A 17477-nucleotide genomic window follows, 5' to 3' on the forward strand; every position below is an offset into this window, starting at 1 on the left:
GATCAACCAGGGAGTGCGTCATGAGAAGAACCCTGATCCTGGTACGCCATGGCAAGTCGAGCTGGGAGGACGCGTCTTTGTCTGACCGCGCTCGTCCGCTGGCGGCGCGCGGGCTGCGCGATGCGCCCCTGATGGGGGCTCGTCTGGCGCGCCTGGGGGTGAAGCCCGATCTCATCCTCTCGAGCCCCGCCTGCCGGGCCCTGACAACCGCCCGGCTGCTTGCCGGGGAGCTGGGTTATTCCACGAACCGCATCGCCATCGACGAGGGCCTCTACGAGAGCGATGCCGGGACCCTTCTCGGGGTGGTGGGGGCGCTTTCAGATGCTCTCGCCTGCGTGCTGCTGGTGGGTCATGATCCTGCCTTCACCGACCTGGCCCATGGCTTTTCCTCCGGTATCACTCGCATGCCGACCTGCGCCGTCGCCCGATTCACCTTCGATGCCCCCTCCTGGTCGGCGCTCTCGTCCTGCTCGCCGGTGATGGCCGTGCTGGACTTCCCGAAGAAGGGGTAGAGGGGGCGTGGGTTGCAAGCAGGCAGAAACGACAAGGGGAGCCTCGGCTCCCCTTGTCGTGATGGTGACGGGGTCATTTGGCCGCGATGGGCCCCTTGGTGCCCGCGTCGTTGTCGACCCAGCCATCTTCTCCCTTGAGGTGGCGATCCCCCTGGATGGTGTAGATGACCATGCCCTCCTTGAACACCAGGGCGCCGTCGGATTTCCTGGCACTGACCTGCTTGTCGTTGACCCACACCTGATCCTTGTCATCGATGCGGATGTTCGCGACCGTGGCGCCCGTCTCGGGGAAGGTGGCGACCCAGTTGCCGGCGTAGGGGCTGGCGCTGGCCGCTGCGGGGGCGGCGCCAAATCCGGCGGCGGCGTTCTCGGCCTTGCTCTTGTTGATGTCACAGCCGTTGAGCTCGCTCACCTGGGTACAGCCTGAGCGCTCCAGCTTCTGCTCATAGCTCATGTTCAATCCGCCTTCGTCGGCCGGGGCGGCGGTGCCAAATCCTGCCTTGGCGTTTTCCGCCTTGCTCTTGTGAATATCGCAGCCCTGGGCTTCGGTCACCTGGGTGCAGCCGGAGCGTTCCAGCTGCTCGGCGTATTTGTGGTTGATGGCGTGAACCTGGGCGCTGCCCAACAGGGTGAGGGTCAGGATGAGCGCGGTCTGTCTGAACATGATCAATACCTCTGGCAATGGGTCATTCGGGCTTGCCGCTCCCTGGGCGGCAAGGGGTTTGCGTTGGCGAGCTGCAGCCCTCTCTCACCATAGCAGGAGGGAGAGAAAGACGATGCCTGCGTCAGCTCTGGGGAATGCGGACCCCCTTGTCGAGGTAGAGGCTGCTGTAGTGGGCGCGGTGGGTGACGAACATCACCTGATGGCGACTGCCATCGGAGAGAATGATGAAATCACCGGCCTGTGCCGGGCTTTGCAGGCGGATCTCGTGTTCGGGGGCCGTCAGCTTGTCGGCCTCCTCCCGGAAGGTGAGGGTGTAGGAATACATATGGCGCTCCACCGCAGGCTCATATACAGACACGCCTACAACTCTAGCCCCGGTGGCCGGGATCCGCGGCGCCCAAGCGGCGCCGATGGTGCAGATAATGTCAGCCGCGGTGAGGCACAGGGATCAGGGACGACCACTGAGCAGGATGGCGCCGCCCAGGGTGATGAAGAGCCCGCCGGTGATGCGGCCAACGAGGCGCTCGCTGCGACCTGGCTTGAAGTAGCGACCGGCGCGCCTGGCCAGGGCGACATAGCACAGATGCACCAGGCTGACGATGGCGCAGATGGTCAGGTACATGGTGATGAACTGCAGCGTGAGCGGACTCTGGTGATCGAGGAACTGGGGCAGCAGGGCGCAGAGGAAGACGATGGTCTTGGGGTTGCTGGCGGAGACCAGAAAGGCTTCTCGCAACAAGGAGAGGGTGGTTCTGGTGCGTCCCCGAGCGGTGGAGGGAGAGAGCCCTTGGCCACCGGTATTGGCGGCGCGCAGCGCCTTGTAGCCCAGATACACCAGATAGCCACCCCCCGCCAGCTTGAGGGCGACAAAGAGGGGAGGCAGGGTTTGCAGCAGGGCCCCCACCCCCATGGCGACCAGACCGATGAGGATGGCCTGGCACCCCAGGTTGCCGAGGATGCTGACAAGGGCGGCGCGCCAGCCGTGTTGCAGACCGTTCTTGACCACCAGCAGCACATTGGGGCCAGGGGTCAGGGTCGCCAGCAGATAGGCCAGCGCAAACAGCATCCAGGTATTGGGGTTCATGAGCACGTCCTTGGCGTCAAAGCAGGCATGATGCCAGCCTCTTTGACGAGTCGTCCAGCGGCGTCTCTCCCGGCCCCGAAGAGGATTCAGGGGAGAGCAATCAGGTGCAGCATGGTCTGCGGCTGGAAATGCAATAGGCAAGGATATGTATAAAAAAACCGCCATCAGGCGGTTTTAATGGTTGTCAGCCCCTATTTCAGGGCTTTTTTCAGCTTTTTGATCTTGCCTTCGTGCTTGGCGATTTTCGCCTGGCGGGCGGCGATCTTCTTCTTGATCTCTTTCTTGCTGGCCATGGGGCGGCTCCTTGGTCTCGTGGGCGCCATGGGGATCAGGGTGCCCGGGGTCTTTCCATGCGTGCCGGGAAGGCCCTCTCCGTTGGCGCACTGACAGTCAGGGGAGGGGCATACCGCGGAACTGGTTTGCAGGATAGTCCAGTTTCCCGCGGGTGCCACCCGAACGGCAGGAAACAGAGGCAACAAAAAAGCGCCCCTGGGGGCGCTTCTGGCTTGAAGGGTCGGTATCAGGCCTTCTTCAGGTAGGCGGCCACCAGCACGATCTGCATGCCGTTGACCTTGCCCTCGATGTGCAGCGGGTTGTTGGTCAGGCGAATGCCCTTGACCAGGGTGCCGCGCTTGGCGGTGAAGCCGGCGCCCTTGACGTCCAGATCCTTGATCAGGGTGACGGAGTCCCCTTCCACCAGCACGGCGCCATTGGAGTCGACAGTCGGTACGCTGTCGTCATCGTCGCTGGTCACGCCGGCGTCTGCCCAGGCCTTGACCTCGTCTTCCATGTACATCATGTCCAGCATGTCCTGGGCCCAGAGCTCGCCCCGGGCGACGAGGGCCTTCAACTGGCGCCAGGCCATCACCTGCACCGCCGGCACCTGGCTCCACATGCTGTCACCCAGGCAGCGCCAGTGGTTCACCTCCGTGGTGTCCGGCTGCTCCAGCTGGCCGCGGCAGGTGGCGCAGAGGGCCACGCTGTGGTCGTCGTCGCTGGCGGGGGAGTGCGGCACCGGGAAGGCAGTCAGCGCATGTTCTGCGCCACACAGCTCGCATTTGGCATTTGCACGGGCTTGCAGGATGGCATTGATGGTCATGATTGGGTTCCGTTTATAGGGGTAAAGCGGCTCGCCGTGGCGGGCTGCGCGAATGAGGGGCCGGAATATAGCACAAATCCCTGCTTTTTGTCAGGCTACCAGCGGCGCACAGGCGAGTGCTTTTTGACGGCAGATCGCTAGAATGAGCCTCCCTTTTTTTTGCGCCAAAGGACAGGTTCACCGTGCTGGCCCACCGTTTTCGACAACTGGACTGCTTGCTCACCGCCGAGCGACGCTGGTGGCAATACCAGCCCTATCACCACTTGGGGATCGCCTTTGCCCGCGAGGCGCCAGCCCTTGCGAAGTGCCTGGCAGCCCTGACCCTTGACGAGATAGCGCACCTCGATGGGGACATGGATGCGCTCTGCACCCTGCTCGCCCCCTGGATCCCGGCGGGGGCCGAGTTGCAGGCCCTCGGCGAGCTTGCCCCTTTCGCCCCCGAGCCCGTCCAGTGCGCCAGGGCCATGGCGATGTACATGCCGGGACGCAAGCAGGGGCAGATAGAGGCCTTCACCGGCTGCCTGCCCCCCCACCAAGGTCCCTATCTGGAGTGGTGCGCCGGCAAGGGGCATCTGGGGCGCCTGGTGTCGCTGCACCGTGGCGCCGAGATCCTGAGCCTGGAGTGGCAGGGGGCGCTCTGCGAAGAGGGGCGGCGGCTCGCCGCGCGCGACGGCGCCAACATGCGGTTCGTGGAGGCGGATGCCTTTGCCGCCGAGTCCGGGGCCCTCATCGCCCCGGACCATCACGCCATGGCGCTCCATGCCTGCGGCGATCTGCACACCCATCTGCTGACGCGGGTGGCCGAGGGGGGCGCCCAGGGGGTGACCCTCTCCCCGTGTTGCTACCACCTCATCAGGGGAGAGCACTATGCGCCCCTCTCCCGGGCCGCCAGGGCCAGTGCCCTGCGCCTTGGCAAGAGCGACCTGAAGCTGCCGCTGCAGGAGACGGTGACCGGCGGCGCCCGCATCGCCCGGTTGCGGGAGCGGGAGGTGGTGTGGCGCCTCGCCTTTGACTGCCTGCAGCGCCAGGTGCGCGGGGTGGATGAGTACCTGCCGGTGCCCAACCTGCAAAAGAGCCTGCTGACCGGGGGCTTCGAGGATTTCTGCCACTGGGCCGCCGAGCGCAAGGGGATGAGCTTGCCCGCGGGGCTTGACTACGCCGCCTTGCTGGCACAGGGGGAGCGCCGTTTTGGCGATGTCGCCCGCATGGAGCTGGTGCGCCACCTGTTTCGCCGCCCCCTGGAAATCTGGCTGCTGCTCGATCGCGCCCTCTTCCTCGAGGAGCAGGGCTACCGGGTCGAGGTGGGCACCTTCTGTCCCAAACCCATGACCCCGCGCAATCTGCTGATCCGGGCGGTGCGCGCAGGGGGGATCTGAGCAAGCGTCCGGACAGGTCGGATGGCTGCGGCCGCAAGACCAGGGGCTGGATCCCCCTGCAAACGAGCGCCATCTGAGTGCAGGGAGGCATGGCTCACAATTTCGCCAAATTCTTAATTCTTGTCGTGAATTTAGTTGTCAGGATGCCTATGCTCGCCCTGACATTTTCAAGACAAGGATGGTTACCCATGTTCATGCTCACGCGTACCGCCTGCCTGGTTGCCCTCGTCTGGGCGCTGCCCGGCCAGAGCGCCATGACAATCCAGCCCGATCCCCAGAACAGCGGCGGCTATGTGATGGCGGCGGCGGATCTTGCCAGTGCGGCCCAGGCCAAGACCGCCAACCCCATGTACGGGATCTGGTCCCACGCCCTGGCCACCCGGCCCAACACGGTGGTGGAGGCCATCGTAGCCCGCGCCCCCGGCAACCCGGACAACGTCAAGCGGGTCGAGCGGGTCTTCACCGAATCGGACTGGGAGTTCCTGACCCAGATGGCCGCCCCGGAGTACACCTACGAGCGCTTCCTGCGGGCGGTGGGCAAGTTCCCAGCCTTCTGCGGCGACTACACGGACGGGCGCAATGCGGACGCCATCTGCAAGAAGTCCATCATCACCGCCTTCGCCCACTTTGCCCAGGAGACCGGCGGCCACATCGCCAAGGAGAATGTCTCCGACAACCCCCTTGGGCTGGAGGAGTGGCAACAGGCCCTGGTGCACGTGCGGGAGATGGGCTGGTCTGAGGGGCAGACCGGCTACACCACGGGGTGTGGCCAGAGTGACTGGCAGAACCGGCGCTGGCCCTGCAGCACCGATCAGGGCTATTTCGGTCGCGGCGCCAAGCAGCTCTCCTACCACTTCAACTACGGCGCCTTCTCCGAGGCCATGTTCGACGGCGACGCCACCGTGCTCCTCAACAACCCCGGGCTGGTGGCGGACTCCTGGCTCAACCTCGCCTCCGCCATCTGGTTCTTCCTGACGCCCCAGGCTCCCAAACCCGCCATGCTGCACGTCATCGACCGGACCTGGGTGCCCTCCCAGCGTGAGCTGGCGGCGGGCATCGGCTACGGCTTTGGCACCACCATCAACATCATCAACGGTGGCATCGAGTGCGGCGAGCAGAACAAGAACAAGGGCCAGCCGGTCAACCGCATCCGCTACTGGGAGGGGCTCGCGGCCCACTACGGGATCCCGCTGCTGGCGGACGAGAAGAACACCTGCTGGCAGCAGACCCCCTATGGCAGCCTCAACCTCAACGGCGCCAACGACGTGCTCTACACCAACTGGGACGGCAACTGGAAATACTACCCGGACAGACCCGGCGGCTACTCCTTCGAGTGTGATCTGGTGGGGTACCAGACCGCCTATTCGGCCCTGGTGCCGGGGGATTACGAGAAGTGCGTGACCAACTTCTACGGCTCCCACGCCAGCTGGCCCAAGGTACGGGTGGTGGCCACGCTGGATCCGGCCCCGGTCGACCCCGGCACGCCGCCGGTGGACGGGGTACCGGCCTGGGAGGCAGGCAAGGTCTACACCGCGGGCAACAAGGTGAGCCACAAGGGGATCATCTATCAGGCCAAGTGGTGGACCCAGGGCAACGAGCCGGGCAAGGGCGACCCCTGGGCACCGGTGACCTGAGAGTCAGTACAAGCGCAAGCACCCCGGGGAGGCCGCGCGCCTCCCTTGTTGATCGCCGCGCTGGCTTGTTGCGCCTCTTTTGGCACTGATAGCCTGCGGGTTCACACCGAGGGAGGATGACCATGAACATCGCCATTCATTTTGAAATTCCGGTACAGGATCTGGAGAGAGCCATTCGCTTCTATGAGGGGGTCTTCGAGACGGTGCTGGAGCGGGTGCAGATCGATGGCAACGAGATGGCGCTCTTTCCCCTGGAAAGTGGCACGGCGGGCTGCTCCGGCGCCCTGGCGAAGGGGGAGAGCTATGTGCCGAGCCTGGATGGCACCCGGATCTATCTGCGGGTGCCTGACATTGAGGGGACCATGGCCCGGGCGCTGGCATCGGGCGGGGCCTGTCTCTATCCCGTCACCCGGGTCGGGGAGGGCCTCCGGGTGGCGGAGTGTCGGGATTGCGAGGGGAATCGCATCGCCTTGCAGGAGGGAACCTGACCATTATTTATCCGGTGCATGGGGTGTGTTGAGTCATTCACTCGATGAATAAAGAGGGGGATTTTCCCGCTCCGGGAGCCTCAGACCCGCGGTGAGGCTCCGGAATGGTCAGTTGCCGCCCCCCGGATCCCGTGCTACTTCATCTGGTGCGGCAAGAAGGCGAGCACCCGTTCGCCCGGTCTGTCGCCCCAACTCTCAGGAGGCATCATGGAAGGACATTGTCTGTGTGGCGGGATCACCGTGTCGAGCGGCGATCACAAGGAGGTCAACCTGTGTCACTGCGCCATGTGCCGGCGCTGGTCAGGGGGACCCATGTTCGCGGTGCACGGGGGCAAGGGCGTGCGGTTCACCGGGATGGCCCCGGTGGCCTACCGCTCGTCGGAGTGGGCGGAGCGCGGATTCTGCCCCACCTGCGGCACCCATCTTTTCTACCATCTGTTGCCGACGGACGAGTACATCCTCTCTGCCGGCCTGTTTCAGGATCAGGGGTTCGAGCTCACCGGGCAGATCTTCATCGACGAGAAACCCGACTTCTATGCCCTCAAGAATGACACTCCGACCCTGACCGGACAGCAGGTGTTCGAGCAGTTCGCCCCCAAACCCTGAGCCTGAACTCACCCCGAGGAGAAGCCATCATGGATGAACAACCGAAGGTGAAGGGGCCTGCCTCCTATTTTCCCGCCATCGAGCAGAAATACGGCCGGCCCATCGTCCACTGGCTGACCCTGCTGGCAGGGCGGGAGGAGCGCAAACACATGGCCCTGGTGGCCTGGCTCAAGGACGAACACGCCATGGGTCACGGCCATGCCAATGCCCTGGTGGCCCACTTTTTGGCGCAGCCCGATGCGCCCGGCGTGGCATGACAGTGCCACAGTGCAAAACGTGCAGGAAAGCCAGAGGAGCAGAGAGATGAAGATAAGCGTCAGCGTCTGGGTTGCCAGGCCGATTGCCGATGTGTGGCAGGGCTGGAACACCCCCGCCAGCATCATGGCGTGGAACGCCGCCTCCCCGCAGTGGCACTGCCCCCAAAGCCGGGTGGATCTGCGGGTGGGTGGGCGTTTTTGCCACCACATGGCGGCGCGGGATGGCAGCACGGGGTTTGATTTCGAGGGGACCTTCACCGAGGTCACCGCGCCGACGGGGCTCGGCTACGTCATGGACGATGGCCGCGAGGTGAGCGTGCGGTTCGTGGCAGAGCAGGGGGCACCCGGGTGGAGGAGCGGTTCGATGCCGAGTCCCTGCACAGCGGCGAACAGCAGCGGGTGGGGTGGCAGAGCATCCTGGATAACTTCAAGCGCCATATGGAAGCCGCCGGCTGACCCCTGTGGGGCGCCAAGAAAAAACCACCAGCAAGCTGGCGGTGGTTTTTTTTATGGCGTTCGCCCGGGGCAAGGCGGGGCGGGGAAGGGGGTCACTCCTCGATGTCCAGCAGCACCAGGATGGCGCTCTCGCCACCCCACTCCCGCGGCGCCTGGTGAAAGGCGCGCACAGCGGGGTGCTGGGCCAGCCAGCTCGGGATGCGCTGCTTGAGGATGTGCTTGCCGATGCCGTGCATCACCGAGGCGACGTGGATGTTCTCTTTTCGGCACAGGGTGAGCAGGGCCGCCAGCTCCTGCTTGGCCTGGTGCTGGTTCATGCCGTGCAGATCCAGATAAATCTCCGGCGGGTAGCTGCCGCGCTTGAGCTTTTTCAGCTCGAATTTTGACACGTCGTCGCGCACGTAACGGGTCGGCCCGTCCGCCTCGAGATGGGGCTGGTACTCGTCGCTGAAAAAGTGGTCAACCCCAAGCTTTTCGCGGCTCTCGCGCACTTCGCGTTTCTGCTTGACCGGGCTTGAGGAGGCCCTTATGGTATCTTGCTTAATTTTCCGGGTACCTTTGACAGCATCACGAAACAGCAGGCTTTCCTCGTCTGTGAGTGAGGGCGTTTTTTTCATCAGGTACTCGTCTTGCTCGCTGTATAAAATTCTCGGGCCGGATATTACTCGACTTGGAGGTGGATTTGGACAAGATATTTATCGATGAGGTGGTTGCCGAAATGCACACCATCCAGGACATGTTGCGCTGGGCCATGAGTCGTTTCAACGACGCCGGGATCTTCTACGGACATGGTACCGACAACGCCTGGGATGAGGCCGTGCAACTGGTGCTGCCCGCGTTACATCTGCCGCCGGACGTGGATCCGGGCATGCGCCACTCCCGCCTGACCACCAGCGAGCGCCACCGCATCGCCGAGCTCATCATCCGCCGCGTGCAGGAGCGCATTCCGGCGCCCTACCTGACCAACAAGGCCTGGTATGCGGGCTGGGAATTCTACGTGGACGAACGGGTGCTCATTCCGCGCTCCCCCATCGCCGAGATGGTGGCCAACCGCTTCGCCCCCCTCCTGAAAGACGAACCGACCCGGATCATGGACTTGTGCACCGGCTCCGGCTGCATCGCCATCATCATGGCCCACGAGTTCCCCCATGCGGAAGTGGATGCCATCGACATCAGCGTCGATGCCCTCAACGTGGCCGAGCGCAACATCAACGATCACGGGCTGGAGCAGCAGGTCATCCCCATTCGCTCCGATCTGTTCCGGGATCTGCCGGCCGGTGACAAGTACGATCTCATCGTCTCCAACCCGCCCTACGTGGACTCCGAAGACATGTCGGATCTGCCGGAGGAGTTTCGCCACGAGCCGGAGCTGGCCCTGGCGTCGGGCTCCGACGGCCTCAAGCTCACCAAGCGTCTGCTGGCCAATGCCGCCGACTTCCTGAAAGAGGATGGGGTGCTGGTGGTCGAGGTGGGCAACAGCATGATCCATCTGGAAGCCCAGTTCCCCGAGGTGCCCTTCACCTGGGTCGAGTTCGAAAACGGCGGCCACGGCGTCTTTGTGATGACCCGCGCAGAGCTCGAGCAGTACCAGGCCCATTTCGCCATTTACAAGAACTAAGCAGCAAGGAGCATTCATGGCAGGGAACAGTTTCGGCCAACTCTTTCGGGTCACCACTTTCGGCGAGAGCCACGGTCTGGCGCTGGGCGCCGTGGTCGACGGCTGCCCGCCGGGGCTGGAGATAAGCGAAGACGATTTGCAGGGGGATCTGGACAGGCGCAAGCCCGGTACGTCCCGCTACACCACCCAGCGCCGCGAGGCGGACGAGGTGAAGATCCTCTCCGGGGTGTTCGAGGGCAAGACCACGGGCACCTCCATCGGGCTGCTCATCGAGAACACCGATCAGCGCTCCAAGGACTATTCCGAGATCAAGGATCTGTTCCGACCCGGCCACGCCGACTACACCTATCACCAGAAGTACGGTCAGCGTGACTACCGTGGCGGCGGCCGCTCCTCCGCCCGCGAGACCGCCATGCGGGTCGCGGCGGGGGCCATCGCCAAGAAGTACCTGAAACAGGTGCACGGCATCGAGATCGTGGGTTTTCTCTCCCAGCTCGGCCCCATCAAGGCGGAAGGGTTCGACGAGAGCCAGATCGAGCAGAACCCCTTCTTCTTCCCCGATGCGGGCAAGCTGGAGGCGCTGGATGAATACATGCGTGCCCTCAAGAAAGAGGGCAACAGCGTGGGGGCCAAGGTGTGCGTCGTGGCGCGCAACGTGCCGGTGGGCCTTGGGGAGCCGGTGTTCGACCGCCTCGACGCCGACATCGCCCACGCCATGATGGGCATCAACGCGGTGAAAGGGGTGGAGATCGGTGACGGCTTCGCGGTGGTGGAGCAAAAAGGCTCCGAGCACCGGGACGAGATGACTCCGACCGGCTTTGCCAGCAATCATGCGGGGGGCATCCTGGGGGGCATTTCGTCGGGTCAGGATATCGTGGTGAGCATGGCCCTCAAGCCCACCTCCAGCATCACGGTGCCGGGCAAGACCATCACCACCAGTGGTGAGGCCACCGAGATGATCACCAAGGGACGTCACGACCCCTGCGTCGGCATCCGTGCCGTGCCCATCGCCGAGGCCATGCTGGCCCTGGTGCTGATGGATCACCTGCTGCGCCACCGTGCCCAGAACCAGGGCGTGCACACCCAGACCCCGCAGCTGCGCTGATCATGCTGCGGGCAGGGTGAGTGATCACCAGATACCACAAGGCGACCCCAGGGTCGCCTTTTTCATGGATTTTTGCCGGCGTCGGCGTCAGGGGGCCGATGGCGTCGAGAGCGATGGGGGCCGGGTTGCGTCCAGGCGGCAGCGGGGCGGCGCAAAGGCGGGGTCCGGTGAGGGCAGGGTGGCGATGGCGGCATCGATGCGGGCGAGCGCCTCATCGTTCACGGCCTCTTTGGCGAACATCAGGCGCACCGGCTGCTGGTGCAAGAGCACCTGACACTGGATGGCGTCGCTCGCCCCGAGCTGGCCGAGCCGGTAGCGGGCGTACTGCCACTCCATGATGACGCCGTCGAGGCGGCGCGCCAGCAAGAGGGTGAGCAGCCTGTCATCGCTGTTGTATTCACTCGCCTGCCCGAGGGCAGGGCACTCCTCGTTCATCGGCAGGGGGCGGGTACCCCGCAGCTTGCCAAGTCGCAGCCCCTTGGCCTGGCAGAGGGTTGCCAGCTCGGTGAACCCTTGCCAGCTATCGGGCTCTCCAGCCTGCGGGCGCTGGCTCAGCAGCACGAAGCTGGCGCGCCGATAGGGTGCGGAGAAGCGGGCGAACCGCTCCCGCTCGGGGGTTTTCAGGGCGCCCATGGCCACGTCCAGCTGCTGGCGTTCCATGAGGTAGAGGGCCCGGGCCCAGGGGAGGTTGCGAAAGGCGGGCTCCACGCCTGCCTTGCCCAGGATCTGGCGGGTCAGGGTCACGTCCAGTCCGCCGAGGGTGCCGTCGGCAGCGATTTGACTGAAAGGGGGCCAGTGGCTCCAGGCCACCGACAGGGTCTCCCTGGCGACGAGGGGCGGGGCGAAGAGCAGGGGCAAGACGAGGCCCAGCATGCGCCGGGCGGTGGGGGTGAACTTCCGTTTCAATCAAAACCTCCTGTTCCGTGTATCGCGCCGTCCCCGGCAGGCTGTGCAGGGGCTTTGATACATACGGCGATTCGGGCCATTTTGTCCTGCCTTTGTCGCTATTTCCAGCCGCGCTGGGAGGTGCATCACATTTTCCTCGTCTAAGTGCGCCAACTCCGTTAGACTGCGCCTCTATTCTTTCCCCTTTGCTCTGCTCCCCGGGGAAATCGTTGTTTTCTCTATAGGCCCGGATCCTGTGAGATGGCATCGGCTCAGCAGAGGAGCCCCACCACGATCTTTGGCGCCCCTATCCCTAGCAGGTAACTATGAGTTTTACTTCCCTCGGTCTGGCCGAACCCTTGTTGCGTGCCGTTGCCGAGCAAGGCTACGACACCCCGTCTCCCATTCAGCAACAAGCGATCCCGGCGGTACTGGCTGGCCGTGATCTGATGGCCGCCGCCCAGACCGGGACCGGCAAGACCGCAGGTTTTACCCTGCCGATGCTGCAGCGTCTGACTGAAAGCAAGCGCAAGGTTTCCCCGAATCGCATCCGTGCCCTGGTGCTGACCCCGACCCGCGAGCTGGCCGCCCAGGTGGGCGAGAGCGTGCGCAACTACGGCAAACACCTGCCGATCCGCAGCCACGTGGTATTCGGCGGCGTGAGCATCAACCCCCAGATGATGGCGACCCGCCGTGGTCTGGACGTGCTGGTGGCCTGCCCGGGCCGCCTGATGGATCTCTACAACCAGAACGCCGTCAAGTTCGATGAAGTGGAGATCCTGGTACTGGACGAAGCGGATCGCATGCTCGACATGGGCTTTATCCGCGACATCCGCCGTATTCTGGCCCTGCTGCCGAAGAAGCGCCAGAACCTGCTGTTCTCTGCCACCTTCGCCGACGAAATTCGCGAGCTGGCCACCGGTCTGCTGGACAACCCGGCGGTGATCGAAGTGACCCCGCGCAACAGCACCGCCGAGCGCATCGAGCAGCTGGTACACCCCTGTGACAAGGCCAACAAGATTGCCCTGCTGAGCCATCTGGTCACCAGCAACGACTGGCAGCAGGTGCTGGTGTTCACCCGTACCAAGCACATGGCCAACCGCGTTGCCGAGACCCTCGACAAGAACGGCGTCAGCGCCGCCGCCATCCACGGCAACAAGAGCCAGGGTGCCCGTACCCGTGCCCTGGCCGGTTTCAAGGATGGCAGCGTCAAGGTGCTGGTGGCGACCGACATCGCCGCCCGTGGTCTGGACATCGACAAACTGCCGCAGGTGGTCAACTTCGAGCTGCCGAACGTGGCGGAAGATTACGTGCACCGTATCGGCCGTACCGGTCGTGCCGGCGCCGCCGGTCACGCCATCTCCCTGGTCGCGGCCGATGAAGGCAAGCTCATCAAGGCCATCGAGCGGCTGACCAAGCAGAACATTCCGTGCGAGCAGGTGGCCGGTTTTGAAGCCTCCCGCGAGACCCTCGACAACATCGCCCGTGGCATCGGCGCGCCGCTTCGCAAAGAGCCGCGGGATCCGAGCGAGCAGCGCCGTGCGCCGCGTCCGCAAGGTCAGGGCCAGCGTCAGGGTGCCGGTCGTTCTGCCAACGGTGGCAATGGCGGCGGTAACCGCTCCGGCAACGGTGGCAAGCCCAAGCCCCAGGGCGGTCAGCGTCCGGAAGGCGGCGCCGGCAAACCGGCCCAGGCCCGTCGTCCGCGCCGCGCCAGCCACAACCAGTAAGCGGTCAGGGAGCCAGGCTCCCCCACTGTTCGGTTGATACAAAAAGCCCCGCCAATCTGGCGGGGCTTTTTTTGTCCTGGTAGACGCTATTCACCGTAGAGGCGGATTTCCAGCACATGGGTGATGGCCTCGCCGCTCCAGTGGTACTCCAGATGACGGGCGTGGTCCACCCGGCTGACCAGACGGGGGCGATAGAGCACGTGACAGTCGTGACCGGGGTGGCGCACCGAGCGGTAGTGGATGCCGTCCGCCCCGGCGACCTTCTGCTCCCGGGCGAAGGCCTGGGCGGGGCCGTAATCGGTGGCGTGATAGAGGGGGCCTGGCAGAAACGCCGGGCCCGTGATGTCGATGAGGCTGGCGCTGAACTGCGCCTGGATCACCCGCATCTGCACCTTCTGGGCCGGCTCCCGGGTGTACCCGAAGATCCGCTCCCTGTGGTAGACCGTCTCCTTGATGCCGGTGTCGAGGGAGGGGGCACAATAGTAGCCGCCAAAGTCCCCCGTGGTGAAACGGGCACCCTCGGGATTGAGGTGGGTGAAGGCGCCCATCACATAGCTGCCGCCGGGCAGCCCCACCAGCCAGTCTTCCCTGGGCACCCGCATCAGCTCGCCCGCCTCTTCCCTCAGCCTGTCGTTGGTCAGAGCCTCTACGGCCCAGACCGCCTCCAGCTCGTCGGCGGTAGCGACGTCTTCATAGAGGCAGATGGGGGGAAAGCGGCTCGGAATGATGCGATAGGCGCAGGCATTGTGGAAGGTGCGCAAGGGCAGGGAGGACATCAGGCCATCTCCCCGCGCCAGGCGTGCAGCCGGGTGGCCACTTCGTAAAGATCGGCCACCCGCCCACCCTGCATGACCTCCATCGCGCTGCGCCCGGCGAAGAAGGGGTGGCTGTTGGGCTTGCGCACCCAGCCATAGATGCTCTCATCCAGGCTGAACAGCAGCCGCAGGCTCTTGTGGATGTTGAGCAAATAGCTCATCCGCTCCTGGAGATCGGCGCTCAGCCGAATGCCGCCGCTGGCCTCCTTGTACTTGTTCAGGGTGGAGCGGGAGGTAATGCCAAGCAGCCTGAGCTGTTCATCCGTGCTGCACTGCCATTTGTCCATGATGCGAAACACCACGGGCAGGGCCTTGCTGGGATCGACGGCGGGCTGTTGCCGGGGGAGAGATGCGGTGGCGGCCATGTTGCCTCCCGGGTTGGCGTGCCAGACGGGCACGGGATCGTGGGTTGTCTGCTAAGCAGTGTAGGGCAGGGGCGCAGTCATGTACATATCTATACATGGTTGCACTCAAATGTTCATTATTGGATGGGTTTCGCGAGGAGGGGCGCGGGTCGGCCAAGTGAGCCCGTGCCAATGAAACGCCCCGCCAACTGGGTTGGCGGGGCGTGTCTCTTTGCGGCGTTTCTGTTTGTCGGGTCGGGGAGATCAGAGGGCGGGCAGCAGCCCCATGCTGACGCTGACCTGCACCCCGACGATCAGTACCCCCATGGCACCGGCCAGACCCAGGGCCAGTACGCCGCCTGGGACGCGGTAGTGGTCTGCCTCGGCCTGCTTGCGGCTCTGCCACACCAGGGCCACCGGCAGCAGCACCGCCAGCACCGCCAGCGCAATGGCGGCGTAACCCAGCGCCATGATGAAGCCTTGCGGGAAGTAGAGGGCGAACAGCAGGGGCGGCACGAAGGTGATGAGGCCGGTCTGGGTGCGGCCCTGCCAGTTGTCCTTGCGACGGGTCACCTTGGCCATGAAGTCGAACAGTCCCAGGGTCACCCCGAGGAAGGAGGTGGCCAGCGCCAGATCGGCGAACAGATGCATCGCCTGGTTGAAGGCGGGCCAGCTCACCAGGCCACCGACGTTGGCCAGCAGGCTGTCCAGGGCGCCGCCGGTCTGGATCAGGGATTGCTGGCCCAGCAGCCCCAGGATGGCGACCTGCCACAGCACGTAGAGCACGAGCGGCAAGGCGGAGCCCCACACGAAGACCCGGCGCAACTGCCTGGGGTTGTCCCCGAGGTAGAGCATGACGCTCGGGATGGAGCCGTGGAAGCCGAAGGAGGTGAAGATCACCGGCAGGCCCGCCAGCAACAAGCCTTCCCCGAGGGGCATGGAGAGCAGGTGCTGCCCCTGGGCGCGGGGCAGCAGCAGCGCCAGCACCGCCACCATGATCACCAGCTTCACGGTGAACATCAGGCGGTTGAGGTAATCCACCTGCCTGGTGCCGACGCACACCATGCCGCCAAACAGCAGGGTAAAGACCCAGGCCGCCTGCTCCTGGCCGAGGGGAAGGCCGGCATCGGCCAGTGCCTGGGCCAGCAGGCTGCTGCCGCCGCTGATGTAGGCGGAGGCCAGGGCGTAGAACAGCATCAGGATGCAGAAGGAGGCGATGCCCTTGCCCCAGGGGCCGAGCAGGTGATCCGCCAGCTGGTGCAGGTACCACTTGCCGGTGCTGAGGCTGGCTTCCACCTGCAGCATGGCGGTGAAGGCCATCAGGGCCCAGAGGCCGATCATCAGCATCAGGGTGGCGGGGCCGCCCAGGGACGAGGAGGCCAGCGGCAGGGCCAGCATGCCGGCGCCTATGGTGGTGCCGGCAATCAACAGGGTACAACCCAGGGTCTTGGTATTCATGTCATCCATCCGAAAGTGAGGGGCGCTGTTGCAAACAAGAGAGAGCCAGTTGGCTGTGTCGGGGGACGCCTCCGGGGAAAAGCCGGAGGCTAGCAATATCGGAGTGGAGACATCGTTACGAACAGCCGCAGGTTGTAAAACAGGGTTGCCACGTTAGCCGATTAAAATATCGAAAACAAGCGGGATTGAGCGAAGGTTCTACTGTGAAAGGCGCTTGTGTGGAAATAAATGATGACAGTTGTCTGGAGTGGATGGCGTAAAAACACGCAAAGGCGACCGTGGTCGCCTTCGGCACGTCCGTTTCGCGTCAGCGGCGGCGTTTGAGGGTACGGCTCACATAGTGCAGGCCGCTCTGGTAGTCGCCATTGACCGCCTTGAGGGCCAGCGTCAGGGCCTGGCTTGCCAGGGCGTCGTGCTGCTGGGGCAGGGAGTTGATGCCAAAGGGGAGGAAATCGAGCAGGCGGTCATCCCCGAAGGTAGCCATGGCGAGCTGGCTCATGTTGGCCTCCTGCTCCAGCAGGTAGTCGAGCACCCCCTCCATCAGGATGTAGGAGGTGGTGATCAGCGCCTCGGGCAGTTGGCCGAGCTGCTGATGGAGCGTCTTGATCAGGCGATACCCTTCGGTGCGCGAGAAGTGGGCCCCTTCACACAAGTGGCGGGTCGCACTGTGACTGGCAATGGCCTGTTCGAAGCCCGCTTTTCGTTCCTGACTGATCGTCAGTTCCGGCAGTGCAGTGATCAAGGCGATATGACCGATGGCCGGGGTGAGCAGGGAGGCGGTGAGGTCCAGGCTCGCCTTCTGGTTTTCACTCGCCACGGTGACGAAGTGCTCGGTGGCCATGGCACGGTCGATGGCGAGGATCTGCACGCCCCGGGACTGCTGCTCCAAGTAGAAGGGATCCGCCGGGGGGAGGCAGCTTGCCACCAGGAGCGCGTCCACATGGCGGCTCACCAGCATCCGGGCAAGCTCCTTTTCGGTGTCCGGATCGTCCTCCGAGCAGACGATGAGCAACTGATATCCCTGGGTGCGAGCCCCTTGCTCCAGGCGCTTGGCGAGCTTGGCGTAACTGGCGTTTTCGAGGTCGGGCAGGATGAAGCCGAGGGTGCGGGTCTGGCCGCCGCGCAGGGAGGCGGCGCGGCTGTCCGGCTGATAGTTGTGGGCATGGACCACGGCCATCACCTTGTCGCGGGTTGCCTGGCTGATGCGGTATTGATCGGCCTTGCCATTGATCACATAGCTGGCGGTGGTGCGAGAGACACCGGCCAGCGCGGCGATTTCATCCAGTTTCATCATGTTGGCTCTGTTTGAGTTGCAAGGCCCGCGCCGGTTCCTGGTTGGGGCGCCGAAA

General features: G+C 64.4%; 19 protein-coding genes and 1 pseudogene. 10 read left to right on the top strand and 10 right to left on the bottom strand.

Annotation, left to right across the window (positions count from 1 at the left end; translation table 11 throughout):
* The first annotated feature begins 20 nt into the window (after positions 1 to 20).
* Entirely contained in the window at positions 21 to 512 is a 492-nt protein-coding gene (locus ACB037_RS15495) for a histidine phosphatase family protein (RefSeq protein WP_371175538.1), read from the top strand.
* 73 nt (positions 513 to 585) lie between these two features.
* On the opposite strand, the gene ACB037_RS15500 is transcribed toward ACB037_RS15495, so the two are convergent.
* The 4 genes from ACB037_RS15500 to ACB037_RS15515 all read right to left on the bottom strand — a co-directional run bounded on the left by ACB037_RS15500 (position 586) and on the right by ACB037_RS15515 (position 3359).
* Positions 586 to 1176 (bottom strand): hypothetical protein, encoded by a 591-nt coding sequence (locus ACB037_RS15500; RefSeq protein WP_371175539.1) that lies wholly within the window; start codon positions 1174 to 1176, stop codon positions 586 to 588.
* A 121-nt stretch (positions 1177 to 1297) separates the two neighbouring features.
* Positions 1298 to 1501, bottom strand: coding sequence for a hypothetical protein (locus ACB037_RS15505; protein WP_039040737.1), 204 nt, complete (start codon positions 1499 to 1501; stop codon positions 1298 to 1300).
* A 123-nt stretch (positions 1502 to 1624) separates the two neighbouring features.
* Positions 1625 to 2260: a LysE family translocator gene (locus tag ACB037_RS15510; protein ID WP_182936271.1), complete on the bottom strand. Its 636-nt coding sequence runs from the start codon at positions 2258 to 2260 to the stop codon at positions 1625 to 1627.
* 520 nt (positions 2261 to 2780) lie between these two features.
* Entirely contained in the window at positions 2781 to 3359 is a 579-nt protein-coding gene (locus ACB037_RS15515; RefSeq protein WP_039040739.1) for an alkylphosphonate utilization protein, read from the bottom strand.
* A gap of 182 nt (positions 3360 to 3541) precedes the next feature.
* On the opposite strand from ACB037_RS15515, the gene ACB037_RS15520 reads away from it, so the two are divergent.
* The 6 genes and pseudogenes from ACB037_RS15520 to ACB037_RS15545 all read left to right on the top strand — a co-directional run.
* Entirely contained in the window at positions 3542 to 4735 is a 1194-nt protein-coding gene (locus ACB037_RS15520) for a methyltransferase (RefSeq protein ID WP_371175540.1), read from the top strand.
* Between the two features lie 188 nt (positions 4736 to 4923).
* Positions 4924 to 6369: a chitinase gene (locus tag ACB037_RS15525; protein WP_371175541.1), complete on the top strand. Its 1446-nt coding sequence runs from the start codon at positions 4924 to 4926 to the stop codon at positions 6367 to 6369.
* Positions 6370 to 6491: 122 nt separating this feature from the next.
* Positions 6492 to 6857 (top strand): VOC family protein, encoded by a 366-nt coding sequence (locus ACB037_RS15530; protein WP_042863909.1) that lies wholly within the window; start codon positions 6492 to 6494, stop codon positions 6855 to 6857.
* Positions 6858 to 7064: 207 nt separating this feature from the next.
* Positions 7065 to 7463, top strand: a complete 399-nt coding sequence (locus ACB037_RS15535; RefSeq protein ID WP_041211468.1) for a GFA family protein — start codon at positions 7065 to 7067, stop codon at positions 7461 to 7463.
* 29 nt (positions 7464 to 7492) lie between these two features.
* A complete protein-coding gene (locus tag ACB037_RS15540) occupies positions 7493 to 7720 on the top strand; it encodes a DUF4287 domain-containing protein (protein WP_319888351.1) in 228 nt (75 codons plus the stop codon).
* Positions 7721 to 7844: 124 nt separating this feature from the next.
* Positions 7845 to 7961 (top strand): annotated as a pseudogene (locus tag ACB037_RS15545) (ATPase); the annotation flags it as partial.
* A 307-nt stretch (positions 7962 to 8268) separates the two neighbouring features.
* Here the strand turns inward: ACB037_RS15545 and smrB are convergent.
* Positions 8269 to 8793, bottom strand: a complete 525-nt coding sequence (smrB, locus tag ACB037_RS15550; protein ID WP_041211465.1) for an endonuclease SmrB — start codon at positions 8791 to 8793, stop codon at positions 8269 to 8271.
* Positions 8794 to 8858: 65 nt separating this feature from the next.
* Here smrB and prmB point away from each other — a divergent pair, with 65 nt between their 5' ends.
* Together prmB and aroC are read left to right on the top strand one after the other, a co-directional pair.
* A complete protein-coding gene (gene prmB, locus ACB037_RS15555; protein ID WP_371175542.1) occupies positions 8859 to 9794 on the top strand; it encodes a 50S ribosomal protein L3 N(5)-glutamine methyltransferase in 936 nt (311 codons plus the stop codon).
* A gap of 16 nt (positions 9795 to 9810) precedes the next feature.
* Positions 9811 to 10899 (top strand): chorismate synthase, encoded by a 1089-nt coding sequence (aroC, locus tag ACB037_RS15560; protein WP_045524914.1) that lies wholly within the window; start codon positions 9811 to 9813, stop codon positions 10897 to 10899.
* A gap of 87 nt (positions 10900 to 10986) precedes the next feature.
* On the opposite strand, the gene ACB037_RS15565 is transcribed toward aroC, so the two are convergent.
* Complete coding sequence (locus ACB037_RS15565) at positions 10987 to 11805, bottom strand: substrate-binding periplasmic protein (protein WP_371175543.1); 819 nt, start codon at positions 11803 to 11805, stop codon at positions 10987 to 10989.
* A 305-nt stretch (positions 11806 to 12110) separates the two neighbouring features.
* Between ACB037_RS15565 and ACB037_RS15570 the strand changes: the two genes are divergently transcribed.
* The gene (locus ACB037_RS15570; RefSeq protein ID WP_128295930.1) at positions 12111 to 13511 is read left to right on the top strand and encodes a DEAD/DEAH box helicase; all 1401 of its coding nucleotides are present in this window, start codon (positions 12111 to 12113) and stop codon (positions 13509 to 13511) included.
* An 86-nt stretch (positions 13512 to 13597) separates the two neighbouring features.
* On the opposite strand, the gene ACB037_RS15575 is transcribed toward ACB037_RS15570, so the two are convergent.
* From ACB037_RS15575 to cra, 4 genes are all read right to left on the bottom strand, one after another.
* Complete coding sequence (locus tag ACB037_RS15575; protein WP_371175544.1) at positions 13598 to 14287, bottom strand: RES family NAD+ phosphorylase; 690 nt, start codon at positions 14285 to 14287, stop codon at positions 13598 to 13600.
* Positions 14287 to 14691 carry an antitoxin Xre-like helix-turn-helix domain-containing protein gene (locus ACB037_RS15580; protein WP_316287549.1) on the bottom strand — a complete coding sequence of 135 codons (405 nt, stop codon included), beginning with the start codon at positions 14689 to 14691 and terminating at the stop codon, positions 14287 to 14289. The genes ACB037_RS15575 and ACB037_RS15580 overlap by 1 nt, the downstream gene beginning before the upstream one ends.
* A gap of 243 nt (positions 14692 to 14934) precedes the next feature.
* Complete coding sequence (locus ACB037_RS15585) at positions 14935 to 16128, bottom strand: aromatic amino acid transport family protein (protein ID WP_041211460.1); 1194 nt, start codon at positions 16126 to 16128, stop codon at positions 14935 to 14937.
* Between the two features lie 307 nt (positions 16129 to 16435).
* Entirely contained in the window at positions 16436 to 17422 is a 987-nt protein-coding gene (gene cra, locus ACB037_RS15590; protein ID WP_371175545.1) for a catabolite repressor/activator, read from the bottom strand.
* Positions 17423 to 17477 lie beyond the last annotated feature (55 nt).

It is taken from the genome of Aeromonas sp. S19(2024) (assembly GCF_041402625.1).
Lineage (GTDB): Bacteria > Pseudomonadota > Gammaproteobacteria > Enterobacterales > Aeromonadaceae > Aeromonas > Aeromonas caviae.